The 17,947-nt window shown below is 72.9% G+C and carries 21 protein-coding genes; 12 read left to right on the top strand and 9 right to left on the bottom strand.

The features are described from left to right. Positions 1-39: 39 nt before the first annotated feature. The 6 genes from ACFWWU_RS22960 (at position 40) to ACFWWU_RS22935 (ending at position 4,808) form a co-directional block, all read left to right on the top strand. The gene (locus ACFWWU_RS22960; RefSeq protein ID WP_384147689.1) at positions 40-714 is read left to right on the top strand and encodes an amino acid ABC transporter permease; all 675 of its coding nucleotides are present in this window, start codon (positions 40-42) and stop codon (positions 712-714) included. Beyond that, a complete protein-coding gene (locus ACFWWU_RS22955) occupies positions 711-1,601 on the top strand; it encodes an amino acid ABC transporter permease (protein WP_384147688.1) in 891 nt (296 codons plus the stop codon). Before ACFWWU_RS22960 ends, ACFWWU_RS22955 begins: the two co-directional genes overlap by 4 nt. A gap of 193 nt (positions 1,602-1,794) precedes the next feature. Beyond that, positions 1,795-3,615 carry an FAD-dependent monooxygenase gene (locus ACFWWU_RS22950; RefSeq protein ID WP_384147687.1) on the top strand — a complete coding sequence of 607 codons (1,821 nt, stop codon included), beginning with the start codon at positions 1,795-1,797 and terminating at the stop codon, positions 3,613-3,615. A 33-nt stretch (positions 3,616-3,648) separates the two neighbouring features. Further along, positions 3,649-3,735 carry a putative leader peptide gene (locus tag ACFWWU_RS22945; RefSeq protein ID WP_358477332.1) on the top strand — a complete coding sequence of 29 codons (87 nt, stop codon included), beginning with the start codon at positions 3,649-3,651 and terminating at the stop codon, positions 3,733-3,735. Positions 3,736-3,828: 93 nt separating this feature from the next. After that, positions 3,829-4,374 (top strand): cysteine dioxygenase, encoded by a 546-nt coding sequence (locus ACFWWU_RS22940; protein WP_384147686.1) that lies wholly within the window; start codon positions 3,829-3,831, stop codon positions 4,372-4,374. Then, positions 4,371-4,808, top strand: a complete 438-nt coding sequence (locus ACFWWU_RS22935) for a rhodanese-like domain-containing protein (protein WP_384147685.1) — start codon at positions 4,371-4,373, stop codon at positions 4,806-4,808. The genes ACFWWU_RS22940 and ACFWWU_RS22935 overlap by 4 nt, the downstream gene beginning before the upstream one ends. Before the next feature lie 68 nt (positions 4,809-4,876). On the opposite strand, the gene recX is transcribed toward ACFWWU_RS22935, so the two are convergent. From recX to ACFWWU_RS22915, 4 genes are all read right to left on the bottom strand, one after another. Then, complete coding sequence (gene recX, locus ACFWWU_RS22930; protein WP_384147684.1) at positions 4,877-5,443, bottom strand: recombination regulator RecX; 567 nt, start codon at positions 5,441-5,443, stop codon at positions 4,877-4,879. A gap of 4 nt (positions 5,444-5,447) precedes the next feature. After that, complete coding sequence (gene recA, locus ACFWWU_RS22925) at positions 5,448-6,593, bottom strand: recombinase RecA (protein WP_384147683.1); 1,146 nt, start codon at positions 6,591-6,593, stop codon at positions 5,448-5,450. A gap of 245 nt (positions 6,594-6,838) precedes the next feature. Then, positions 6,839-7,585: a hypothetical protein gene (locus ACFWWU_RS22920; RefSeq protein WP_384147682.1), complete on the bottom strand. Its 747-nt coding sequence runs from the start codon at positions 7,583-7,585 to the stop codon at positions 6,839-6,841. Positions 7,586-7,623: 38 nt separating this feature from the next. Then, positions 7,624-8,445 (bottom strand): SGNH/GDSL hydrolase family protein, encoded by an 822-nt coding sequence (locus ACFWWU_RS22915; protein WP_384147681.1) that lies wholly within the window; start codon positions 8,443-8,445, stop codon positions 7,624-7,626. Between the two features lie 150 nt (positions 8,446-8,595). Here ACFWWU_RS22915 and ACFWWU_RS22910 point away from each other — a divergent pair, with 150 nt between their 5' ends. From ACFWWU_RS22910 to ACFWWU_RS22895, 4 genes are all read left to right on the top strand, one after another. Continuing rightward, the gene (locus ACFWWU_RS22910) at positions 8,596-9,966 is read left to right on the top strand and encodes a sensor histidine kinase (RefSeq protein ID WP_384147680.1); all 1,371 of its coding nucleotides are present in this window, start codon (positions 8,596-8,598) and stop codon (positions 9,964-9,966) included. Continuing rightward, the gene (locus tag ACFWWU_RS22905; RefSeq protein WP_384147679.1) at positions 9,963-10,640 is read left to right on the top strand and encodes a response regulator; all 678 of its coding nucleotides are present in this window, start codon (positions 9,963-9,965) and stop codon (positions 10,638-10,640) included. Before ACFWWU_RS22910 ends, ACFWWU_RS22905 begins: the two co-directional genes overlap by 4 nt. Before the next feature lie 136 nt (positions 10,641-10,776). Then, entirely contained in the window at positions 10,777-12,108 is a 1,332-nt protein-coding gene (locus ACFWWU_RS22900; RefSeq protein WP_384147678.1) for a cytochrome ubiquinol oxidase subunit I, read from the top strand. Between the two features lie 109 nt (positions 12,109-12,217). Then, positions 12,218-12,997, top strand: coding sequence for a cytochrome d ubiquinol oxidase subunit II (locus ACFWWU_RS22895; protein WP_384147677.1), 780 nt, complete (start codon positions 12,218-12,220; stop codon positions 12,995-12,997). 21 nt (positions 12,998-13,018) lie between these two features. Here the strand turns inward: ACFWWU_RS22895 and ACFWWU_RS22890 are convergent, their stop codons facing one another. After that, complete coding sequence (locus tag ACFWWU_RS22890; RefSeq protein WP_384147676.1) at positions 13,019-14,149, bottom strand: AI-2E family transporter; 1,131 nt, start codon at positions 14,147-14,149, stop codon at positions 13,019-13,021. A gap of 233 nt (positions 14,150-14,382) precedes the next feature. After that, a complete protein-coding gene (locus tag ACFWWU_RS22885; protein ID WP_189511946.1) occupies positions 14,383-14,577 on the bottom strand; it encodes a DUF3046 domain-containing protein in 195 nt (64 codons plus the stop codon). Positions 14,578-14,656: 79 nt separating this feature from the next. On the opposite strand from ACFWWU_RS22885, the gene ACFWWU_RS22880 reads away from it, so the two are divergent. After that, positions 14,657-15,586 (top strand): hypothetical protein, encoded by a 930-nt coding sequence (locus ACFWWU_RS22880; RefSeq protein WP_384147675.1) that lies wholly within the window; start codon positions 14,657-14,659, stop codon positions 15,584-15,586. Positions 15,587-15,747: 161 nt separating this feature from the next. Further along, complete coding sequence (locus tag ACFWWU_RS22875) at positions 15,748-15,939, top strand: hypothetical protein (RefSeq protein ID WP_384147674.1); 192 nt, start codon at positions 15,748-15,750, stop codon at positions 15,937-15,939. On the opposite strand, the gene ACFWWU_RS22870 is transcribed toward ACFWWU_RS22875, so the two are convergent. From ACFWWU_RS22870 to ACFWWU_RS22860, 3 genes are read right to left on the bottom strand one after another with little or no spacing between them, the layout of a single operon-like run. After that, positions 15,908-16,216 (bottom strand): AzlD domain-containing protein, encoded by a 309-nt coding sequence (locus ACFWWU_RS22870; RefSeq protein WP_384147814.1) that lies wholly within the window; start codon positions 16,214-16,216, stop codon positions 15,908-15,910. The two genes, ACFWWU_RS22875 and ACFWWU_RS22870, sit on opposite strands and share 32 nt — an antisense overlap. 20 nt (positions 16,217-16,236) lie before the next feature. Continuing rightward, positions 16,237-16,983, bottom strand: a complete 747-nt coding sequence (locus tag ACFWWU_RS22865; RefSeq protein WP_384147673.1) for an AzlC family ABC transporter permease — start codon at positions 16,981-16,983, stop codon at positions 16,237-16,239. Between the two features lie 10 nt (positions 16,984-16,993). Then, positions 16,994-17,905 carry an AraC family transcriptional regulator gene (locus ACFWWU_RS22860; protein ID WP_384147672.1) on the bottom strand — a complete coding sequence of 304 codons (912 nt, stop codon included), beginning with the start codon at positions 17,903-17,905 and terminating at the stop codon, positions 16,994-16,996. Positions 17,906-17,947: the final 42 nt, after the last annotated feature.

The following is a 17,947-nucleotide window of genomic DNA, read 5'->3' as shown; positions in this document are numbered from 1 at the left end:
TCCACACCGACCGACCACCAGGGGAGAGCGCGGGGCATCGTGTTCGACTTTCTTGATTCCGGGCAGTACGACCTGCTCGGCGCCTTCTGGGTGACGGCGAAACTCACCTTCTTCTCGGCGATCGGCTCGCTGATCTGGGGCACCGCCCTGGTCGCGATGCGGGTCGGCCCGGTCCCGATGATGCGGGTCTTCGCGACCACGTACGTCAACATCGTCCGGAACACTCCGCTGACGGTCGTCATCGTCGCCTGCCTGCTGTGCCTCAACCAGACGCTGCTCATCACGCTCGGCGGGAAGGGCTCCGAAGACATCGGCTTCCGGCTCGCGATCCTCGGACTCGTCGCGTACACCGGCACCTTCGTCTGCGAGGCGCTGCGCTCCGGCATCAACACCGTGCCGCCCGGCCAGGCGGAGGCCGCCCGCGCGCTGGGACTGACCTTCACCCAGGTCCTCACCCTGGTGGTGCTCCCGCAGGCCTTCCGCAGCGCGGTGGCCCCGCTCGCCAACGTCCTGATCGCCCTCACCAAGAACACCACCGTCGCGGCCGCGATCAGCGCCGCCGAGGCGGCCAGCCTGATGAAGACGATGATCGAGTTCGAGGCCGACGCGCTCTTCGCCGTCTTCGCCGTCTTCGCCTTCGGCTTCATGGTCCTCACTCTCCCCACCGGCCTGCTCCTGGGCTGGGCCGCGAAGCGACTGGCGGTGAAGCGATGAGCTCCGTCCTGTACGACACCCCCGGGCCGCGCGCCAAACGGCGCAACGTCGTCTACACGATCATCTTCCTGGTGGCCCTCGCCCTGGTGGGCTGGTGGGTCCTGGCCGCCCTGGACGAGAAGAACCAGCTGGACGCGGACAAGTGGAGCCCGTTCGTCACCGACTCCCGGGTCTGGACGACGTACCTGCTGCCCGGCCTGACCGAGACCCTCAAGGCCGCCGGGCTCTCCATCCTGATCGCGTTGCCGCTCGGCGCCGTCCTCGGCATCGGCCGCCTCTCCGACCACCGCTGGGTACGGGTACCCGCCGGCGCGGTCGTGGAGTTCTTCCGGGCCATCCCCGTGCTGCTCCTGATGATCTTCGCGAACCAGATCTACCGGCAGTTCACGACGGTGAGCTCCGACTTCCGCCCGCTGTACGCGGTCGTCACCGGCCTGGTGCTCTACAACGCCTCGGTGATCGCCGAGGTCGTCCGGGCCGGGGTGCTCTCGCTGCCCCGGGGTCAGGGCGACGCGGCCGAGGCGCTCGGCATGCGCAAGGGCCAGACCATGCTGTACGTCCTGCTGCCGCAGGCCGTGACCGTCATGCTGCCCGCCCTGGTCAGCCAGCTCGTCGTGATCGTCAAGGACACCGCGCTCGGCGGCGCCATGCTCGGCTTCGCCGAGCTCCTCAGCCAGAACCGGGAGATCACGGCCAACTACGGCGCCAACACGATCGCCACCCTGACGGTCATCGCACTGATCTTCATCGCCCTCAACTTCGCCCTGACCAGTTGCGCCGGCTGGCTGGAGAAGCGGCTGCGGCAGGGCAAGAAGTCCGGCGCGGCGGCCATCCCGGCCCAAGCGGGAGCCCCCGAGGTGAAGACGGACGCCGTCAGCGGCGCCTGACCCCTGAAGGGGTCCACGGGACAACAGGGGTGGGCCGGAGCGGCACTGACTTCATGTCAGCCGCACCGCGCCCACCCCGTCACTTGACGCAAGCACCCTCAGTGGGTTGCATACGGTCTGTGATCAACCACCGGGCTCGTGCCACACTCAGCTGTGCTGCCCTCATGACCGTCCGGCCTTCAGGAGCCGCGCCATGGACCCGGTGATCATCGTGGGCGCTGGGCCGGTCGGCCTCGCGCTCTCCCTCGCGCTCGCCGCGCAGGGCGTACCCAGCGTCGTCCTCGACGAAGGCTCCGGCAAGGAGGAACCGCGCCCCGCGCGGACCGCCGTCCTGCGCGCCGACATGGCCGCCATGGTCGAGCGCCTCGGCTGCACCACACTCCGCGACGAGGGCGTGCGCTGGGTCGGCTGGCGCAGCATGCGCCGCCGTCAGCTGACCCGCCACACCCCGCTCGACCTGGGACTCAGCGGCACGGAGGAGTGGTCCGAGGACCCCGACGCCCCCTCCGACCCGGCCGCCCCCCTGCACATCCCGCAGCACGCCCTGGCACGCGGGCTGCACGAGGCGATCGCCCACCAGAAGCTCGTCCGGCTCGTCACCGAGGCCCGGCTCGACTCGATCGAGCAGGACCGGGACGGGGTCGTCGCCCACACCAGGGGCCCGGAGGGCACGTGGTGGCGCGGCAGCCACCTCGTCGGCTGCGACGGGGCCCGGTCCACCGTGCGCAAGCTGCTCGGCATCCGCTTCCCCGGCCGCACGGCGGTGGAGCGGCACGCGGTCGCCGCGCTGCGCACCGAACTCCCCTGGCCCGGCGAGGCACTGCTGCACCGTCAGCCCCCGTGGCGGGGTGCCGGCGAGGAGATCATCGCCCGCCCGCTGCCCGACGGGGTGTGGCGGATCGACTGGCTGCTGCCGCCCCGCGGCGAGCTCGTCACCCCGGACGCGCTGGTCACCCGTATCCGCGAGACCCTGGCCGGCTGGTGCGACGGGGTGACACCCCCGTACGAACTCATCGACACCGGCGTCCACACCCTGCACCACCGGCTCGCCCGCCGCTGGCGCGTCGACCGGGTGCTGCTCGCCGGGGACGCGGCCCATCTGCTCGGCGCGGTCGGCACCCAGGGCCTCGACGAGGGGCTCAGGGACGTGGACAACCTCGCCTGGAAACTCGCCCACACCTGGCACCACGGCGCCTCGGAGCGGCTGCTCGACAGCTACCAGAGCGAGCGGCGGACGGCCATCGCCTCCCGGTTGCGCGCGGCGGACCAGTCGCTGCCGGCGCTGCGCGGCGGCGGTGGGCTGCGGACGTACCTCCTCGGGGCAGCGCGCGTCCACGACACCCTGCTGACCGATGGTCACGTGGGGCGCGGCCCGCTCGGCGCGCCCCCCGCGTACCCGCACTCCCCCCTCGCGCCTCCGAGCGCCGAAGGACAGACCCCGGTGGGCACTCCGACCGGCGCCCCGGTCGAGGACGTCCGGGTGACCGCCCCGGACGGCACGACCGTACGGCTCCGGGACCGGCTCGGTCAGGGCCGGCTCCTCGTCCTCCTCGTCGCCCCCGGAACCGGCGTGTGGGACCGCCGACACTGGCGGAGCGCCGGCATGATGCCCCGGCTCGAAGAGGCCGTCCGCGCCCTCCCGGCGAAGGCCGAGGTCCTGGTGACCGAGGCGTATCCGGGCGCTCCGGCCCACGCCGTCCTGCTCGTCCGGCCCGACGGGCACCTCGTCGCCTCCTTCGCGGGGGTCCGTCCGGAGGAGCTGTACGCGGCGGCCGACGCGGCCCGCGGCGGTGACGCCACCGCGGACGCGCCGTCCGAGGAACCCGCCGAGGATCCCGCCGGGGGGCCTGCCGCGAGGTCCACCGCGAGGTCCACCGGGGGGCCCGCCAAGATCTCTGCCAAGGCCCCTGCCAAGGCCCCTGCCGACGTTCCTGTCGAGGTTCCCGCCAAGATGCCCGTCGAGTTGTCCGCCAAGGTGTCCGCCGACAGTGACCACACGGTGGACATGCATTGATTCCGCGCGGGCGCGCATGGTGTACTCCGGAGCGTGACCGACACCGATGTGCGCCTGTGGCGGAGGGTCCATATGGACCTCGTCCGCTATGCGGGCTGCATGTGTCGTCCGTCCTGCTGACTTCGCCCCCTTCCCCGCGCGCGCCCCGCCACTGACGTCCGTCCGTGTGCCCGTGCCGTCGCGCGCTCGTCGCGAACCTCAGGACGGTCATCCGTGCCCCAGCGTGTCCCCGCTCCCTCCCCCGTCGTGTCCCCGCCCCCCTCCGCCGCCCCGACGGCGACCGAACTCCTCGACTTCGTCCGCCGGACGGCCGCCGACCGGGACCTCGTCGACTCCCTGCCGCTCGACCCCGAGGGCCGTACGTGGGTACGGCTCGACGGCCCCGGCGGCAGCGAGGCCTGGCTCATCGGCTGGCCGCCCGGCACGGGCACCGGCTGGCACGACCACGCCGAGTCGCTGGGCGCCTTCGCCACCGCGCGCGGGGCGCTGACCGAGAACGCGCTCGCGGTCCGGCTGCCGGCGAGCGGCTGGAAGACCCTGGAGCTGGCCGACGGCCTCGATCGCTCCCGCCGGCTGGCGGACGGCGACGGCCGCGCCTTCGGCCGCCACCACGTGCACGAGGTGCTCAACGAATCCGCGGACACCCACGCGGTGTCGGTGCACGCGTACTATCCACCGCTCCCCCTGATCCGGCGGTTCAGCCGGGCGGGCGCGGTACTCCGCCTGGAGCACGTCGAACGCCCGGAGGACTGGCAGTGAGCGCGGAACGAGTGACCGACGAGCGACTCACCGGAGAACGAGTGGGCATCGACGAACTGCTCGAACGGGTCAGGGCGGGCATCGACCGCATCGAGCCCCGCGCCGCCCACGAGGCGTACGAGGCGGGTGACGCGCTCCTGGTGGACACCCGCTACGCGGCCCTGCGGCAACGGGACGGGCTGATCCCGGGCGCGCTGGTCGTGGAGCGCAACGAGCTGGAATGGCGCCTCGACCCACTGGGCAGCCACCGCGCGCCGGAGGCGGACAGCCATGACCTGCGGGTGGTCGTCCTCTGCAACGAGGGCTACGCCTCCTCCCTCGCGGTCGAGTCCCTCCGCCGCCTGGGGCTTCACCGCGCGACCGACCTCATCGGCGGCTTCCAGGCCTGGAAGGCAGCGGGCCTCCCGGTCCTGCTCCCGACTCCCCCCGCCTGACCGAGACGGCCGGACGAGTCCTTCCATCCCCCCGGGTCACCGGACGAGTCCTTCTCTCCCCCCCGGGGTCAGAAGGACTCGTCCAGCCCGTCCGTGGACTCGCCCTCGGCCTCCAGCGCCTGGCGGACGACGCGGAGGGCCATGCCCTCGGGGTACCCCTTGCGGGCGAGCATCCCGGCGAGGCGGCGCAGGCGCCGGTCTCTCTCCAGGCCTCGGGTGGCGCGCAGCTTGCGATCGACGAGTTCGCGCGCCCTTGTCTCCTCCTGCTCGGAGTCGAGTTGGTCGACCGCCTCTTGGATCAGCGCCGGCTCGACGCCCTTGGTCCGCAGCTCGCGGGCGAGGGCCCGGCGGGCGAGGCCCCGGCCGTGGTGGCGGGACTCCACCCAGGCCCCCGCGAAGGCGGCGTCGTCGATGAGCCCGACGTCCTCGAAGCGGGAGAGGATCTCCTCCGCCACGTCGTCGGGGATCTCCCGCTTGCGCAGGGCATCGGCCAGCTGCTTGCGCGTGCGGGGGGTCCCGGTGAGCAGGCGCAGGCAGATCGCGCGCGCCCGCTCAGCCGGATCCTGGGGTGACAGCTCCTTCTCGGCCCTCGACGAGTCGGGGCCGTCACCCGGCCATTCGGTGCGACCGGTCACCGGTTCAGCTCTTGGCCGCGGTGGCCTTGGTCGCCTTCGCGGTCTTGGTCGCGGGTGCCGGGACGGTCTTGGCGGCGTCGTCCGCACCGGCCGCACCGGCCGCGTCGGCACTGCTCGCCGCGTCCGCACCGGGCTCGGCCGTCGGAGTCTGGGGCTTGACGCCGACGCCCAGCTTCTCCTTGATCTTCTTCTCGATCTCGTCGGCGAGGTCGGGGTTGTCCTTCAGGAAGTTACGGGCGTTCTCCTTGCCCTGGCCGAGCTGGTCGCCCTCGTACGTGTACCAGGCACCCGCCTTGCGCACGAAGCCGTGCTCCACGCCCATGTCGATCAGGCCGCCCTCGCGGCTGATGCCCTGGCCGTAGAGGATGTCGAACTCGGCCTGCTTGAACGGGGGCGCGACCTTGTTCTTGACGACCTTGACGCGGGTGCGGTTGCCGACCGCGTCCGTGCCGTCCTTGAGGGTCTCGATGCGGCGGATGTCGAGGCGCACCGAAGCGTAGAACTTCAGGGCGCGGCCACCGGTCGTGGTCTCCGGCGAGCCGAACATCACACCGATCTTCTCGCGAAGCTGGTTGATGAAGATCGCGGTGGTCTTGGACTGGTTGAGCGCGCCGGTGATCTTCCGGAGCGCCTGGCTCATCAGACGGGCCTGCAGACCCACGTGCGAGTCGCCCATCTCGCCCTCGATCTCCGCACGCGGGACGAGCGCGGCGACGGAGTCGATGACGATCAGGTCGAGGGCGCCGGAGCGGACCAGCATGTCGACGATCTCGAGGGCCTGCTCGCCGCTGTCCGGCTGGGACAGGATGAGGTTGTCGATGTCGACGCCGAGCTTCTTGGCGTACTCGGGGTCGAGGGCGTGCTCGGCGTCCACGAAGGCGACCTGGCCGCCGGCCTTCTGGGCGTTGGCCACGGCGTGCAGCGTCAGGGTCGTCTTGCCGGAGGACTCCGGTCCGTAGACCTCCACGACACGGCCGCGAGGCAGGCCGCCGACACCGAGCGCGATGTCGAGCGCGGTCGATCCGGTGGAGATCACCTCGATCGGCTCCTGGACGCGGTCACCCATGCGCATCACGGCGCCCTTGCCGAATTGGCGTTCAATCTGTGCGAGCGCGGCGTCGAGCGCCTTCTCGCGGTCGGTTCCTGCCATGGGTTCCACCCGGTTTGCTTGAGTCGATCGCTTCATGTGAAAGACGCTAACCCCTGCCACTGACAATGGGCCCCGACGTCCCCTCCGACCTGTGGACAACTCGCCGACAAGCCCGCGATTCCAGGGGCCGGACTTCCATCAGAATGGATGTTCGATTTTAGTGTCAAGCGCGCCACGCGAGCCGACACGCCCCTGTGGCGCGTCACCCGGACCCTGTCCCACTGAGCGGCGGGCCGACCGGGGGATCACGGCCACGGGCGATGGAGACGCTCTCCCAGTTCGGCCGCCTCGGACGCGTACGTGCCGTCGTTCCGCTCGGACGCGAGGGCGAGCGCCGCGGTGAGCAGCTCGGGCGAGGCGCGGCGGTCCGCGAGGACCGCCCGGAGGAGCGTCGGCACGGCCATCGGCGTCAGCCGGTACCTCCAGGCCAGGTGACCGTGGGCCGCCGCGTACCGCGCCGTCAGGAGTTCCGCGGGGGCGAGCGGGACCCTCATGCGCTCCAGGAACCACGCGAGGCCCGGCGTGGCCACCAGGTCGCAGATCCGTCCGGCCGCGACCCGGTTGCTGCGGGCGTTGTCGTGGGCCTCGTAGACCATCGCGTAGACCAGCGCCCGCTCCCGCTCGGTGGCGGGCCGCGGGAACGGCACGTCGTACCAGAACCGCTCCACGGCCTCGGGGGTGATCCCCGGCCGGACACCGGGCGCACCCTCCGTCGCCAGTTGTACGGCGCCGAGGGCGACGGTCTCTTCCGAGAGCAGACGCCGACAGCGCGGCCCCTCCCCCTCGGGTCCGAGCTCCCGCAGCACCTGCTCGACCGTCGGCCCGTCGGTCCACGTCAGCGTCCACGCGCCGTCGTCGGTGCCGCGCACGGCCCGGCAGGGCCCGTGCCGGTACCCGTCGACGTCGAGTCCGAACCGCTCGGTGATCACCCGGGCGAGCTCGCCCGTCCGCGCCTCTCGGCCGTCACCCGGTTCCGGATCCGTCCCGCTCACGCGCCACCCCCGGTCACTCACGTCTCACCGGTCCGAACCTACTGACGACCGCCCTCCACCGGCAACGACCGGTCTCGGGTCGCCGTCACCGACGACAGCTCGGGGCGCTTGGCCCGGCGTCCGTCGCCCGACGAGCGGCCGCGGAGGCGCCGGCCCAGCCAGGGGCCGAGGAAGGCCCCGGCCCAGCGGAGTTCGGCGCCCGCCGCACGCAGGCCCGTGCGCGCGGGGAGGGGTGGTCCGGGCAGCGGCCGGGCCCAGGAGTCGTCGCTGCCGGGCAGGTCGAGGGCCTGGGCGACGGCGGCGGCGATCCGCGCGTGGCCGAGCGGGCCGGCGTGCAGCCGGTCGGCGCTCCACAGCCGGGGGTCGGTGACGACCGGGTGGTGCGACGTCTCGACGACCGTGACGCCGTGTCGGCCCGCGGCCTCCCGGATCCGCTCGTTGAGGTCCCGCACCCGGGACCCAACAGGGCGGGCCGCCGGGATCAGCCGGCCGATGTCGGGGAACGTCAGGGTCGCGACTCGGGCCCCCTGGCCGGCCAGGGCCGCGAACATCGCCTCCAGGTGCCCGGCCGTCTCGTCCGCGTCGAACCGGGGCCGCAGCAGGTCGTTGACCCCCGCGACGACCGTGGCCAGGTCGGGCCGCAGCGCGAGCGCCGGGGCCAACTGCTCGGCGCGCACCTGGCCGGCGAGGCGGCCGCGCACGGCCAGGTTGGCGTACCGCGCGTCGGGGTCGTCGCGGGCGAGCAGCTCGGCGAGCCGGTCCGCCCAGCCGCGCAGGCCGACGCTGTCGTCGCCGTCCCCGACCCCTTCGGTCTGACTGTCGCCCAGGGCGACGTACCGCAGAAACGTGCCGTCCGACATGAGGCCTCCGCTACCTCCCCGGCGCCTCCCCTGACGCCTCACTTCTTAGTCACTTTTTTGACTATACAACTCGATCCCCACCGTGCACCCGGTGGCATGCGGGGTCGGCACACGGGCCCCCGCGACCACCCGGCGCCTATCCTTCGACGCATGCCCCTCGCCCTCCGCGACCGCCCCGGCGACCGCTCTGACGGCCGCCCTGACAGCCGTTCCGGCGGCCGCCTTTCGCCGCGGACCGCCGACGCGCTCATGGCATGCGTCGTCCTGGGCGTCGTGGCGCTCTGGACGCTCGCCTCCGGGTGGTACACGAGCGAACCGGCACTCCGCACCGTGCTCGGCTGGGCGCTCGTCCTGATCGGCTGCGGAGCCCTCTGCTTCCGGCGACGGCAACCGGTCGCCGTCGCCGTCGTCACCCTGCTCGCCTGCGTCGTCTACTACCCGCTGTCCGCCCAGGACGGCCCCCTCATGATCGCCTTCGCGCTCGCGCTCTACACCACCGCGGCCGAGGGCCGGTTCGCCGCCGCCGTCGCGCTCGCCGCCGTCACCCTGCTCGCGGTCGGCCTCGGCGAGACCCGGCAACAGCCGGGGCACCGGCAGATCGACGGCACCTCGCTCGCCATGCTGGCCGGCTGGCTGATCAGCCTCGTCGCCGTGGGCCGCGCCCAGCGCACCCGGCTCGCGTACCTGCACGAGGTCGAGCAGCGCGCGCTCGCCGCCGAGCGGGAGCAGGAGGCCCGGGCCCGGCAGAGCGCCACCGAGGAGCGGCTGCGGATCGCCCGGGAGCTGCACGACATCCTCGGCCACAGCGTCTCGCTCATCAACGTCCAGTCCGGCGCCGCGCTGCACCGGCTGAGCAAGAATCCGGCCCCCGAGGTCGGGCTCGCCACCGCCGCAGAGGCCCTGGAGGCGGTGAAGGCCACCAGCAAGGACGCGCTGCGCGAGCTGCGGGCCACGCTCGGCATGCTGCGCCGGGCCGACGAGGCCACGCCCACCTCCCCGGCCTCCGGCCTCGCTCTCCTCGGCGACCTCACGGAGCGGGCCCGGAGCGCGGGACTCGACGTCCGTACGAACGTCACGGGCACCCCCGAACCGCTACCGCCGCCGGTCGACCTCGCCGCGTACCGGATCGTGCAGGAGTCGCTGACGAACGTGACCCGGCACGCGGGGGCCCGTACGGTACGGATCACCCTCGACTGGGACGCGGAGCACGACGTGACCTCGGACACCTCCGACGACCTCGCCGACTCCGACAGCTCCGACAGCCCCGACGACTCCGGCAGTTCCGGCACGGCCACGCGTACGCGCGCGGGCACGCGCGTGCTGCGGCTGCGCATCGCCGACGACGGCGGGGGCGCACCCGAGGACGGACCCGCGGGCAGCGGAATCCGGGGCATGGCGGAACGGGCCCGCGCGCTCGGCGGCGAGCTCACCGCCCGGAACGTGGACGGCGGCTTCGTCGTCGACGCCCGCCTCCCGCTCACCACGCCCACCGCACCCGCTCCCGAAGAGGACCCCCGATGATCCGTGTCGTGCTCGCCGACGACCAGACCCTGGTCCGGGCCGGCTTCCGGTCGATCCTGTCCGACGAGGACGACATCGAGGTCGTCGGCGAGGCCGGGGACGGCGAACAGGCCGTCGCCCTCGCCCGCGAACTCCTCCCGGACGTCGTCCTGATGGACATCCGCATGCCGGTGCTCGACGGCCTCGAGGCCACCAGGCGGATCTCGTCCGACGAGCGGCTCGAAGGCGTCCGGGTGGTCGTCCTGACCACGTTCGACGCCGACGACCACGTGTACGGGGCGCTGCGCGCGGGCGCGTCGGGTTTCCTGGTCAAGGACACCGAGCCGATGGAACTCCTGCACGCCGTACGGGTGGTGGCGCGCGGCGACGCCCTGATCGCCCCCGCCGTGACCCGCCGCCTCATCGCCGAGTTCGCCGAACGCGCCGGCGGCGCCGGGCGGCAGCCGGACCCGAGCCCCCGCCTGGACGCCCTCACCGAGCGGGAGCGCGAGGTGCTCGGTCTCGTGGGCGCGGGGCTCTCCAATGACGAGATCGCCGGCCGCCTCGTCCTCGCCCCCGCCACCGCCAAGACCCACGTCAGTCGGATCATGACCAAGCTGGCCGTACGCGACCGCGCGCAGCTGGTCGTCCTGGCGTACGAGTCGGGGATGATCACCCCGGGCTGGCTGGCCTGACCTGCCCCTTAGGGGGCGGGGGCCGGGGCCACAACTCCCGGAGTACGCGCGCGTGGTCCGGCACAACCCGTGGGGTACGCCAGGTGTCCTCCCCGGGCCGATGCCAATCCGGTGACCGTACACGGACACTGACGGGGTGAATCAGGACGTACTCGATCTCGCGCGGCTGCAGTTCGCCCTCACCGCCGGCGGCCACTTCCTCTTCGTCGCCCTCACCCTGGGGCTCGTCACCGTGGTGGCCGCGCTCCAGACCCGGGCCACGATCAGCGGCAAGCCGCAGGACGCCCGGATGGTGCGCTTCTGGGGCCAGCTGTACGTGATCAATTACGCGGTCGGGATCGTCACCGGTCTGGTGATGGAGTTCCAGTTCGGCATGGCCTGGAGCGGGCTCACCCACGAGGCGGGCAACATCCTCGGCGCCTCGCTCGCGGTGGAGTCCATCGTGGCCTTCTTCGTCGAGTCGACCTTCCTCGGCCTGTGGATCTTCGGATGGCACCGTCTCAACCGCTGGGCCCATCTGGCGGCCATCTGGATCGTCGCCCTCACCGCCTACCTCTCGGCGTACTGGATCCTCGTCTCCAACGGCTTCCTGAACCACCCCGTGGGGTACTCCTCCGAGAACGGCGAGCTCGTCCTGGACGACCCGGTCGCCGTCCTCACGAACCCCTCGGCGCTCCTCGCCTTCGGTCACGTCCTCGCGGGGGCGCTGCTCACCGCCGGGTTCTTCATGGCCGGAGTGAGCGCGTACCACCTCTTCCGCCGCGGCCCCGAGTGGGAGTTCTTCGGGCGCAGCCTGCGGATCGGGGTGTTCGTCTCCGTGCCCGCGCTGATGGCCGCCGCGGTCTTCGGCGGGATCCAGTTCGCCACCCTCACCACCTTCCAGCCGATGAAGTCGGCCGTCTTCAGCGGAAAGGCGGACGAGGTCGCGCGACTCCAGGCGGAGCTGTCGGCCCGGTTCGGGCCGGGTGACTACGTGCCCTCGGAGGCCTGGACCCGGGGCGGCGGTCTGGTGATGCTGATCAGCTTCGCCCTGATGATGTACCTGTGCTTCGCCGGGGCGATCCTGGCCTGCTTCAAGAAGGCCGTCTTCCGGTTCCGGCTCTGGCATCTCGTCCTGATGGCGAGCGTGCCGCTGCCCTACCTCGCGATGATCAGCGGCTGGGTCTTCCGGGAGTCCGGCCGGCAGCCCTGGGTCGTCTACGGGCTGCTGAAGACGGAGGACGCCGTCTCGGACCTCTCCCCCGGCACCATGCGGCTCTCCCTCACCGTCTTCACCACGGTTTTCGTCCTGCTCGCCCTCCTCAACGCCTGGCTCCTCGCCCGGCACGCCCGCCGCGGCCCCGTGGAGTCCGGGCTGGGCCACGACGAACGGCCGGACCACGACGCCCCGGACGCGGACGGCGCCGACGAGGGGAAGGGGCCGCCGCCGTCCGACCCCGCGGACGCCCTGGCCGCCCCCCGCTACTGAGCCCCCGGCGCAGTCCCCGGCAGTCCCGGTCCGCAGACCCGAGCCACTGCCACCACCCCACCACCACCGCCCCCGCCCACCACCACCGCCCCCGACCCGAGGAACCACCGTGGAGACCCTGGCCATCGTCCTGCTCGCCTTCTTCGCCGCGGGCTGGTTCGTGCTCGCCGGAGCGGACATCGGCACCGGCATGCTCACGCCCTGGCTCGGCCGCGGGGACCGCGAGAGGCGCCTCGTCCTCACCTCCTTCGCGCCCTTCTTCCTCGGCAACGAAGTCTGGCTCGTCGCCACCGCGGGCGTACTCGTCGGCTGCTTCCCCGCCCTCGAAGGGGAGCTCCTGAGCGGCCAGGCCCCGGTGCTCGTCGCCCTGCTGACCGGCTGGATCGTCCGGGACGCGGGGCTCTGGTCGCGCGGCCGGGGCCCGGGGCCGCGCTGGCGCGCCGGCTGCGACACCGCCGTGACGTGCGGGAGCTGGGCGGTCGCCCTCGCCTGGGGCTGGCTGCTCGCGGCCCTGCTCACCGGGCGGCCTTACACACCGGCGACCGGCGCGACGGCCGTGCTCACCGCCCTGGCCGTGGCCGCCCTGTTCGCCGCGCACGGGCTCGGCTTCGCCACGCTCCGGCTCACGGGACTCCCGTACGAGCGTGCCCGCAGGCTCGTCGGACGCGCCGGACGCCCGTGGCAGTCCTTCGCCCTCACCGGCGTCCTCCTCGGCGGGTTGCCACTCTGGGCGGGCACGGCCCTACCGCTGGCCGAGAAGGCCGCCTCCCCCGCCACGCTGACCCTGCTCGTCCCCGCCCTCCTCGTCGTCACCCCGCTCCTGGTGGCGGTCCAGGCCTGGACCGGGCATGCCTTCCGGCACCGGGTCACCCGCCCCTCGTACCTCTGAGCCAGGGCGACGCGTCCATGGTCAGGAGTCCTCCGACGAGGCCTCCTTCTTGTGGTGCAGGGCCTTCTGCAGCCGGGCCACCACCGCCTCGCCGTACCTCCGGTGGCCGTGGACGCGCGGGTCGTCCGTCACGTCGTACCGCTTCACATAGGCACCGAGGAAGGCCTGCAAGGTGGCCACGGCCGGAATCGCGATCAGCGCGCCGACGGCACCCAGCAGCGCCGTCCCCGCGATCACCGAACCGAAGGCCACCGCGGGGTGGATGTCCACCGTCTTCGAGGTGACCTTCGGCTGGAGCACGTAGTTCTCGAACTGCTGGTAGATCACGACGAAGACGAGGACCCACAGCGCGTACCAGGGGTTGACGGTGAAGGCGATGAGCATCGGCAGGGCGCCGGCCAGGTAGGTGCCGATGGTCGGGATGAACTGCGACACCAGGCCGACCCAGACCGCGAGCGCCGGCGCGTACGGCACGTCCAGGATCTCGAAGAGGACGAAGTGGGCGACGCCGGAGATGAGAGCCATCAGGCCGCGCGAGTAGAGGTAGCCGCCGGTCTTGTCGACCGCGATCTCCCAGGCCCGCAGCACCTCGGTCTGCCGGGCGGGCGGCAGGACGGAGCAGAGCGCGCGCCGCAGCCGGGGCCCGTCGGCCGCGAAGTAGAACGCGAAGAGGAAGATCATCAGGAGCCGGAACAGACCGCCGAGGACGGTGGCCGAGACGTCGAGCACGCCGGACGCGCTGTTCTGTACGTACTTCTGCAGCCAGTCGGAGCTCAGGATGTTGTCCTGGACCTCGACCCGCGACAGCTCCGTGTGGAACGTCTGGTTGATCCAGTTGATCACCGAGTCGAGGTACTTGGGGAAGTTCTCGACCATGTCCACGATCTGCCCGGCGAGCATCGAGCCGAGGAGGACGACGAAGCCGACGCTGAAGACCAGGACGCCGATGAAGACGAGGAAGGTGGCGAGACCTCGGCGCATCCCGCGCGCCGCCATGCGCCCGACCGCCGGCTCGATGGCGAGGGCGAGGAAGAACGCGAGCAGGATGTTGACGAGGAGGCCGACGAGCTGGTGGAAGGCCCAGCTGCCCAGCAGGAAACAGGCGTAGAGCGCCAGTGCCAGGACGATCGCACGGGGCAGCCAGCGGGGCATCCGCGCGGCGGCCTGCCGCGGAGCCTCCGGTGGGACGGTCGAGTCCCCGGACGCGGACGTCGCGGTCCGGTCGGTCGGGACGGTCGGGTCGGTCGGGGCTGTATTTTCGGTGTCGTCAGTCGGGGCCACCCCGCCAGTCTCGCGCACCGCACGGACATTCCACCCGGGACCCCGTACATCCCTCCCGGCCACCCCCTCGTCTACCGGCCACTGACCGCTTGTCTACCGGCCACTCACCGCTTGTCGGCCGGTACGTCGACGGCGGCGCAGACGGCCCGCCACACGTCCTTGGCCTCCCAGCCGGCGTCCAGGGCGTCCTGCACCGTCCGCCCGCCGAGCTCCGCCATCACATGGTCACGCGCGAAGGAATCCGCGTAGGACGCACCGAAGTGGTCCGCCATCCGCTCCCAGAAAATCGTCAACCGCATGACGCCAGTATCCCGCTCCCAAGAGTGCAGCCCGCTCCGCAGGCCTTGTCACCGCGACTTTCCGCCCTACGGTCGGAGCATGGCCGAAAAACCCCTCTCCTCGCCGCCCCCGACTCCTCTGGCCCGTGCCGAGCGCTTCGTCTGGCTGACGGCCCGCGTCCTCGAACAGCGCCGGTTCGCCTACCACTTCCTGCGCGGTGGCGCGGACCAGGTGGAGACGGCCCTCACGGCGTACCTGAACGCGGACGGCGGCTACGGCCACGCGCTCGAACCCGATCTACGCGGACCGGTCAGCCAGCCCCTCCACACCGCGCACGCGCTCCGGGTCCTGGAGTCGATCGGCCGCTGCGGCGGCATGCGCGTGGAACGGATCTGCCGCTACCTCACCGACATCTCGACGCACGAGGGCGCCCTCCCGGCGATCCACCCGTCCCAGCGGGGCTACCCCTCGGCGCCGTTCGTCCCGGTGGTCGACTCCCCGCCGAGCGCGCTGCTCACGACCGGCCCGATCGTCGGGCTGCTCCACCGCAACCAGGTGTGGCACGCGTGGCTGTTCCGGGCCACCGAGTACTGCTGGGCCGCCGTGGAGGCGCTGGAGAAGTCCCATCCGTACGAGATCCAGGCCGCCGTCGCCTTCCTCGACGGGGCCCCGGACCGCCCGCGCGCGGAGGCGGCCGCCGACCGGCTGGGGAGGCTGGTGCGCGAGCAGCGGCTCGCCGTCCTGGACCCGGACCGGCCGGACGACCACCCCGTCCCGGACGGGTACGCGCCCGGCGAGCACCACTTCCCGCACGACTACGCGCGCGTGCCGCATTCGCTGGCGGCCGGCTGGTTCACGGACGAGGAGATGGCCCGTTCGCTGGACCGGCTCGCGGCCGACCAGGAGGAGGACGGCGGCTGGCCGATCCGCTGGCGGGCCTGGGCCCCCGGGTCGGCCCTGGAATGGCGCCCGATCGTCACCGTCGAGGCCCTGCGCACCCTCCGCGCGCACGGCCGTCCCGTCGACTGACGGAGGCTCCCCGGGCGGCATCCCCTCCGGTTCTACCCCTCCGGCGCCTCGCGCAGCAGCAGAGCCGCGAGGGCCGTCGCCGTGCCGCCCGTACGGCGGGGGAGGTCCTCCGGGTCGCCGCCGGGTGCGGACTGCCGCCCGGGCTGCACCGGCTCGACGACGTGCTCCTGGAGTACCACCTGTCACGGCCCGGGGAGAGCGGCCGGCGGATCGCGGCACTCCTCGACCCCGTCGCCGACCGGCCGGAGCTGCTTGACACCCTCCGCGCCCACCTCGCCCACGGGCAGGACCGGCGCGCCACGGCCACCGCGCGGCCCGGGCTCACCAGCCCAGGGCCCGTACCCCCGCCGTGACGACGACGGCCGCACCCACGACGACCAGGAACGGAGCGCGTAGGACGAGCGCGAGCGCGGCGGCCGCGAGTCCGGCGGCCCGGGCGTCCAGGACGAGGGAGGCGCCGGTGGCGAACGTCTGCTGCGCGGTGAGCGCGGCCAGCAGGGCGACGGGGAGCAGCGCCGCCAGCCGCTGGACGAGCGGTCGTTCCAGTGCGCCCGCGGGGACGAGCAGGCCGAGGAGCTTGACCAGGTAACACCCGACGGCGGTGAGGCCGATCGCGATCCACACGTTCATCGCGTTCATCCCGTTCGCGTTCATCGGGCGTCCTTCCCGGGTGCGGCCGGAGGCGTACGGCGGCGGCCCTGGAACCACAGCACCAGGGGCGCGGCGAGCGCGGCCGCGAGGACCGGGACCCCGGCCGGCAGCACGGGGAGCAGTCCGAGGCCGAGCAGGACGGCGATACCGGCGGTGGCGCGCTCGGTCGCCGACTTCAGCATGGGGGCGAGCAGGGCCAGGAAGACGGCGGGTCCGGCGGCGTCCAGGCCCCAGGCGGCGGTGTCGCCGATCGCCTCGGCGCCGAACGCCCCGAGGAAGGTGGTCAGGTTCCACAGGACGTACAGCGTGAGACCGGTGAGGGTGAAGCCCAGGCGCGCGGCCCGCCGGGACGGCTGGGCGAGCGCGACCGCCGTGGTCTCGTCGATCACCCAGTGCGCGGCGAACGGCCTGACGGCCTTCGGCAGAGCGAGGAGCTGGGAGAGCCGCAGCCCGTAGAAGGCGTTGCGCGTGCCCAGGAAGAAGGCCCCGGCGGCGGCCGTGAAGGGGTTGCCGCCCGCGGCCAGCGCGCCGACGAGGGCGAACTGCGAGGCGCCCGTGAAGACGAGCAGGCTGAGCACACAGGTCTGCGGGAGGGTGAGGCCGGCGCCGGCCGAGGTCACGCCGAAGGCGAAGCCGGAGAGTCCGACGGCGATGCCGACGCCGAGGGCGTCGCGGACGACGGCCGCGTCGGGCTTCGCCCGTGCGCCGTCGTCCCGTATGACGGGAGGTGCTGTCTGTTCTGCCACGTCAGGGACGTTACGTACGTGGTGGCTGCCCGGTCTTGTACGTTCTTGCACCGCCGCCCGCACCGCCGCCCGCGGCGCCACCGGAACCGCCGGACCCGCCGCGGGCACCCCGCGCGCGCTGGTAGGCCCCCGGTGGCACCCCGACGCTCCGCGTGAAGTGCCGGTTGAGGTGCGGCTGGTCGGTGAAACCGACGGCGACGGCCGCCTCCGCCGGGGGCGTCCCCGCGTCGAGCAGCCCCCTGGCCCGCCGCACGCGCGCGTCCGTGAGCCAGGTGTGCGGCGGCATCCCGTACGCGTCCCGGAAGGCCCGTAGAAGGGCGAAGGGGCTGGTATCGAGGTCGGTGGCGAGCCGTTCCAGGGTCGGCGGGTCGGCCATCCGCTCCTCCAGGACGGCACGCGCGCGTGCGGCGTTCCGCGCGCCGGCGGAGCGGGGCGGGAGCGGGGCGATCAGCCCGCCGTGACTGCGCAGCATCCGTGCCGTGACGAGCCGGAGCAGGCTGTCGGCGGCGAGCGCGTTGCCCTCCTCCGCCGCCCGGTGGACGCCCACGACGAGCTGTGCGGCGTACGGGTCGTCGATGACGGGCGTGGTGAACCCGACCGCGCCGCGCAGCGCGAGGGTGTCGGCGGCGATCGACCGGACGAGCCCGGCGTCCGGGTAGATCGTGCGGTAGGTCCATCCCTCGGGCACGCCCGCGTGCCCGGTGTGCGGGGTGTCGGGGTTGACCAGGGCGATCTGCCCGGGCCCGGCGTGGACCAGCTCGTCGCGGTAGTGGAAGGCCTCGACGCCCTCGGTGATCGCGGCGAAGACGAAGCTCTCGTGGGTGTGCCGGGCGAAGGCCTTGTGGATGTAGTGGGCGTGCAGCAGGTCGACCCCGGGCAGCTCGGAGTACTGCCAGTACCGTGCCCGCTCCCCGCTCGCCATGCCTCCATTCTGCGCCAAGGGTTCGCCGTACCGCCCGCGCGG

It is taken from the genome of Streptomyces sp. NPDC058650 (genome assembly GCF_042717315.1).
Classification (GTDB): Bacteria; Actinomycetota; Actinomycetes; order Streptomycetales; family Streptomycetaceae; genus Streptomyces.
This window is presented reverse-complemented; position numbering and strand designations above follow the sequence as displayed.

What these genes read in the sequence shown, in the direction of transcription:
- ACFWWU_RS22955 (WP_384147688.1), top strand. Translation starts at nt 711, where the DNA reads ATGAGCTCCGTCCTGTACGACACCCCCGGGCCGCGCGCCAAACGGCGC.
- ACFWWU_RS22950 (WP_384147687.1), top strand. Translation starts at nt 1,795, where the DNA reads ATGGACCCGGTGATCATCGTGGGCGCTGGGCCGGTCGGCCTCGCGCTC.
- recA (WP_384147683.1), bottom strand. Translation starts at nt 6,593, where the DNA reads ATGGCAGGAACCGACCGCGAGAAGGCGCTCGACGCCGCGCTCGCACAG.
- ACFWWU_RS22915 (WP_384147681.1), bottom strand. Translation starts at nt 8,445, where the DNA reads ATGTCGGACGGCACGTTTCTGCGGTACGTCGCCCTGGGCGACAGTCAG.
- ACFWWU_RS22910 (WP_384147680.1), top strand. Translation starts at nt 8,596, where the DNA reads ATGCCCCTCGCCCTCCGCGACCGCCCCGGCGACCGCTCTGACGGCCGC.
- ACFWWU_RS22905 (WP_384147679.1), top strand. Translation starts at nt 9,963, where the DNA reads ATGATCCGTGTCGTGCTCGCCGACGACCAGACCCTGGTCCGGGCCGGC.
- ACFWWU_RS22890 (WP_384147676.1), bottom strand. Translation starts at nt 14,149, where the DNA reads ATGCCCCGCTGGCTGCCCCGTGCGATCGTCCTGGCACTGGCGCTCTAC.
- ACFWWU_RS22885 (WP_189511946.1), bottom strand. Translation starts at nt 14,577, where the DNA reads ATGCGGTTGACGATTTTCTGGGAGCGGATGGCGGACCACTTCGGTGCG.
- ACFWWU_RS22880 (WP_384147675.1), top strand. Translation starts at nt 14,657, where the DNA reads ATGGCCGAAAAACCCCTCTCCTCGCCGCCCCCGACTCCTCTGGCCCGT.
- ACFWWU_RS22870 (WP_384147814.1), bottom strand. Translation starts at nt 16,216, where the DNA reads ATGAACGTGTGGATCGCGATCGGCCTCACCGCCGTCGGGTGTTACCTG.
- ACFWWU_RS22860 (WP_384147672.1), bottom strand. Translation starts at nt 17,905, where the DNA reads ATGGCGAGCGGGGAGCGGGCACGGTACTGGCAGTACTCCGAGCTGCCC.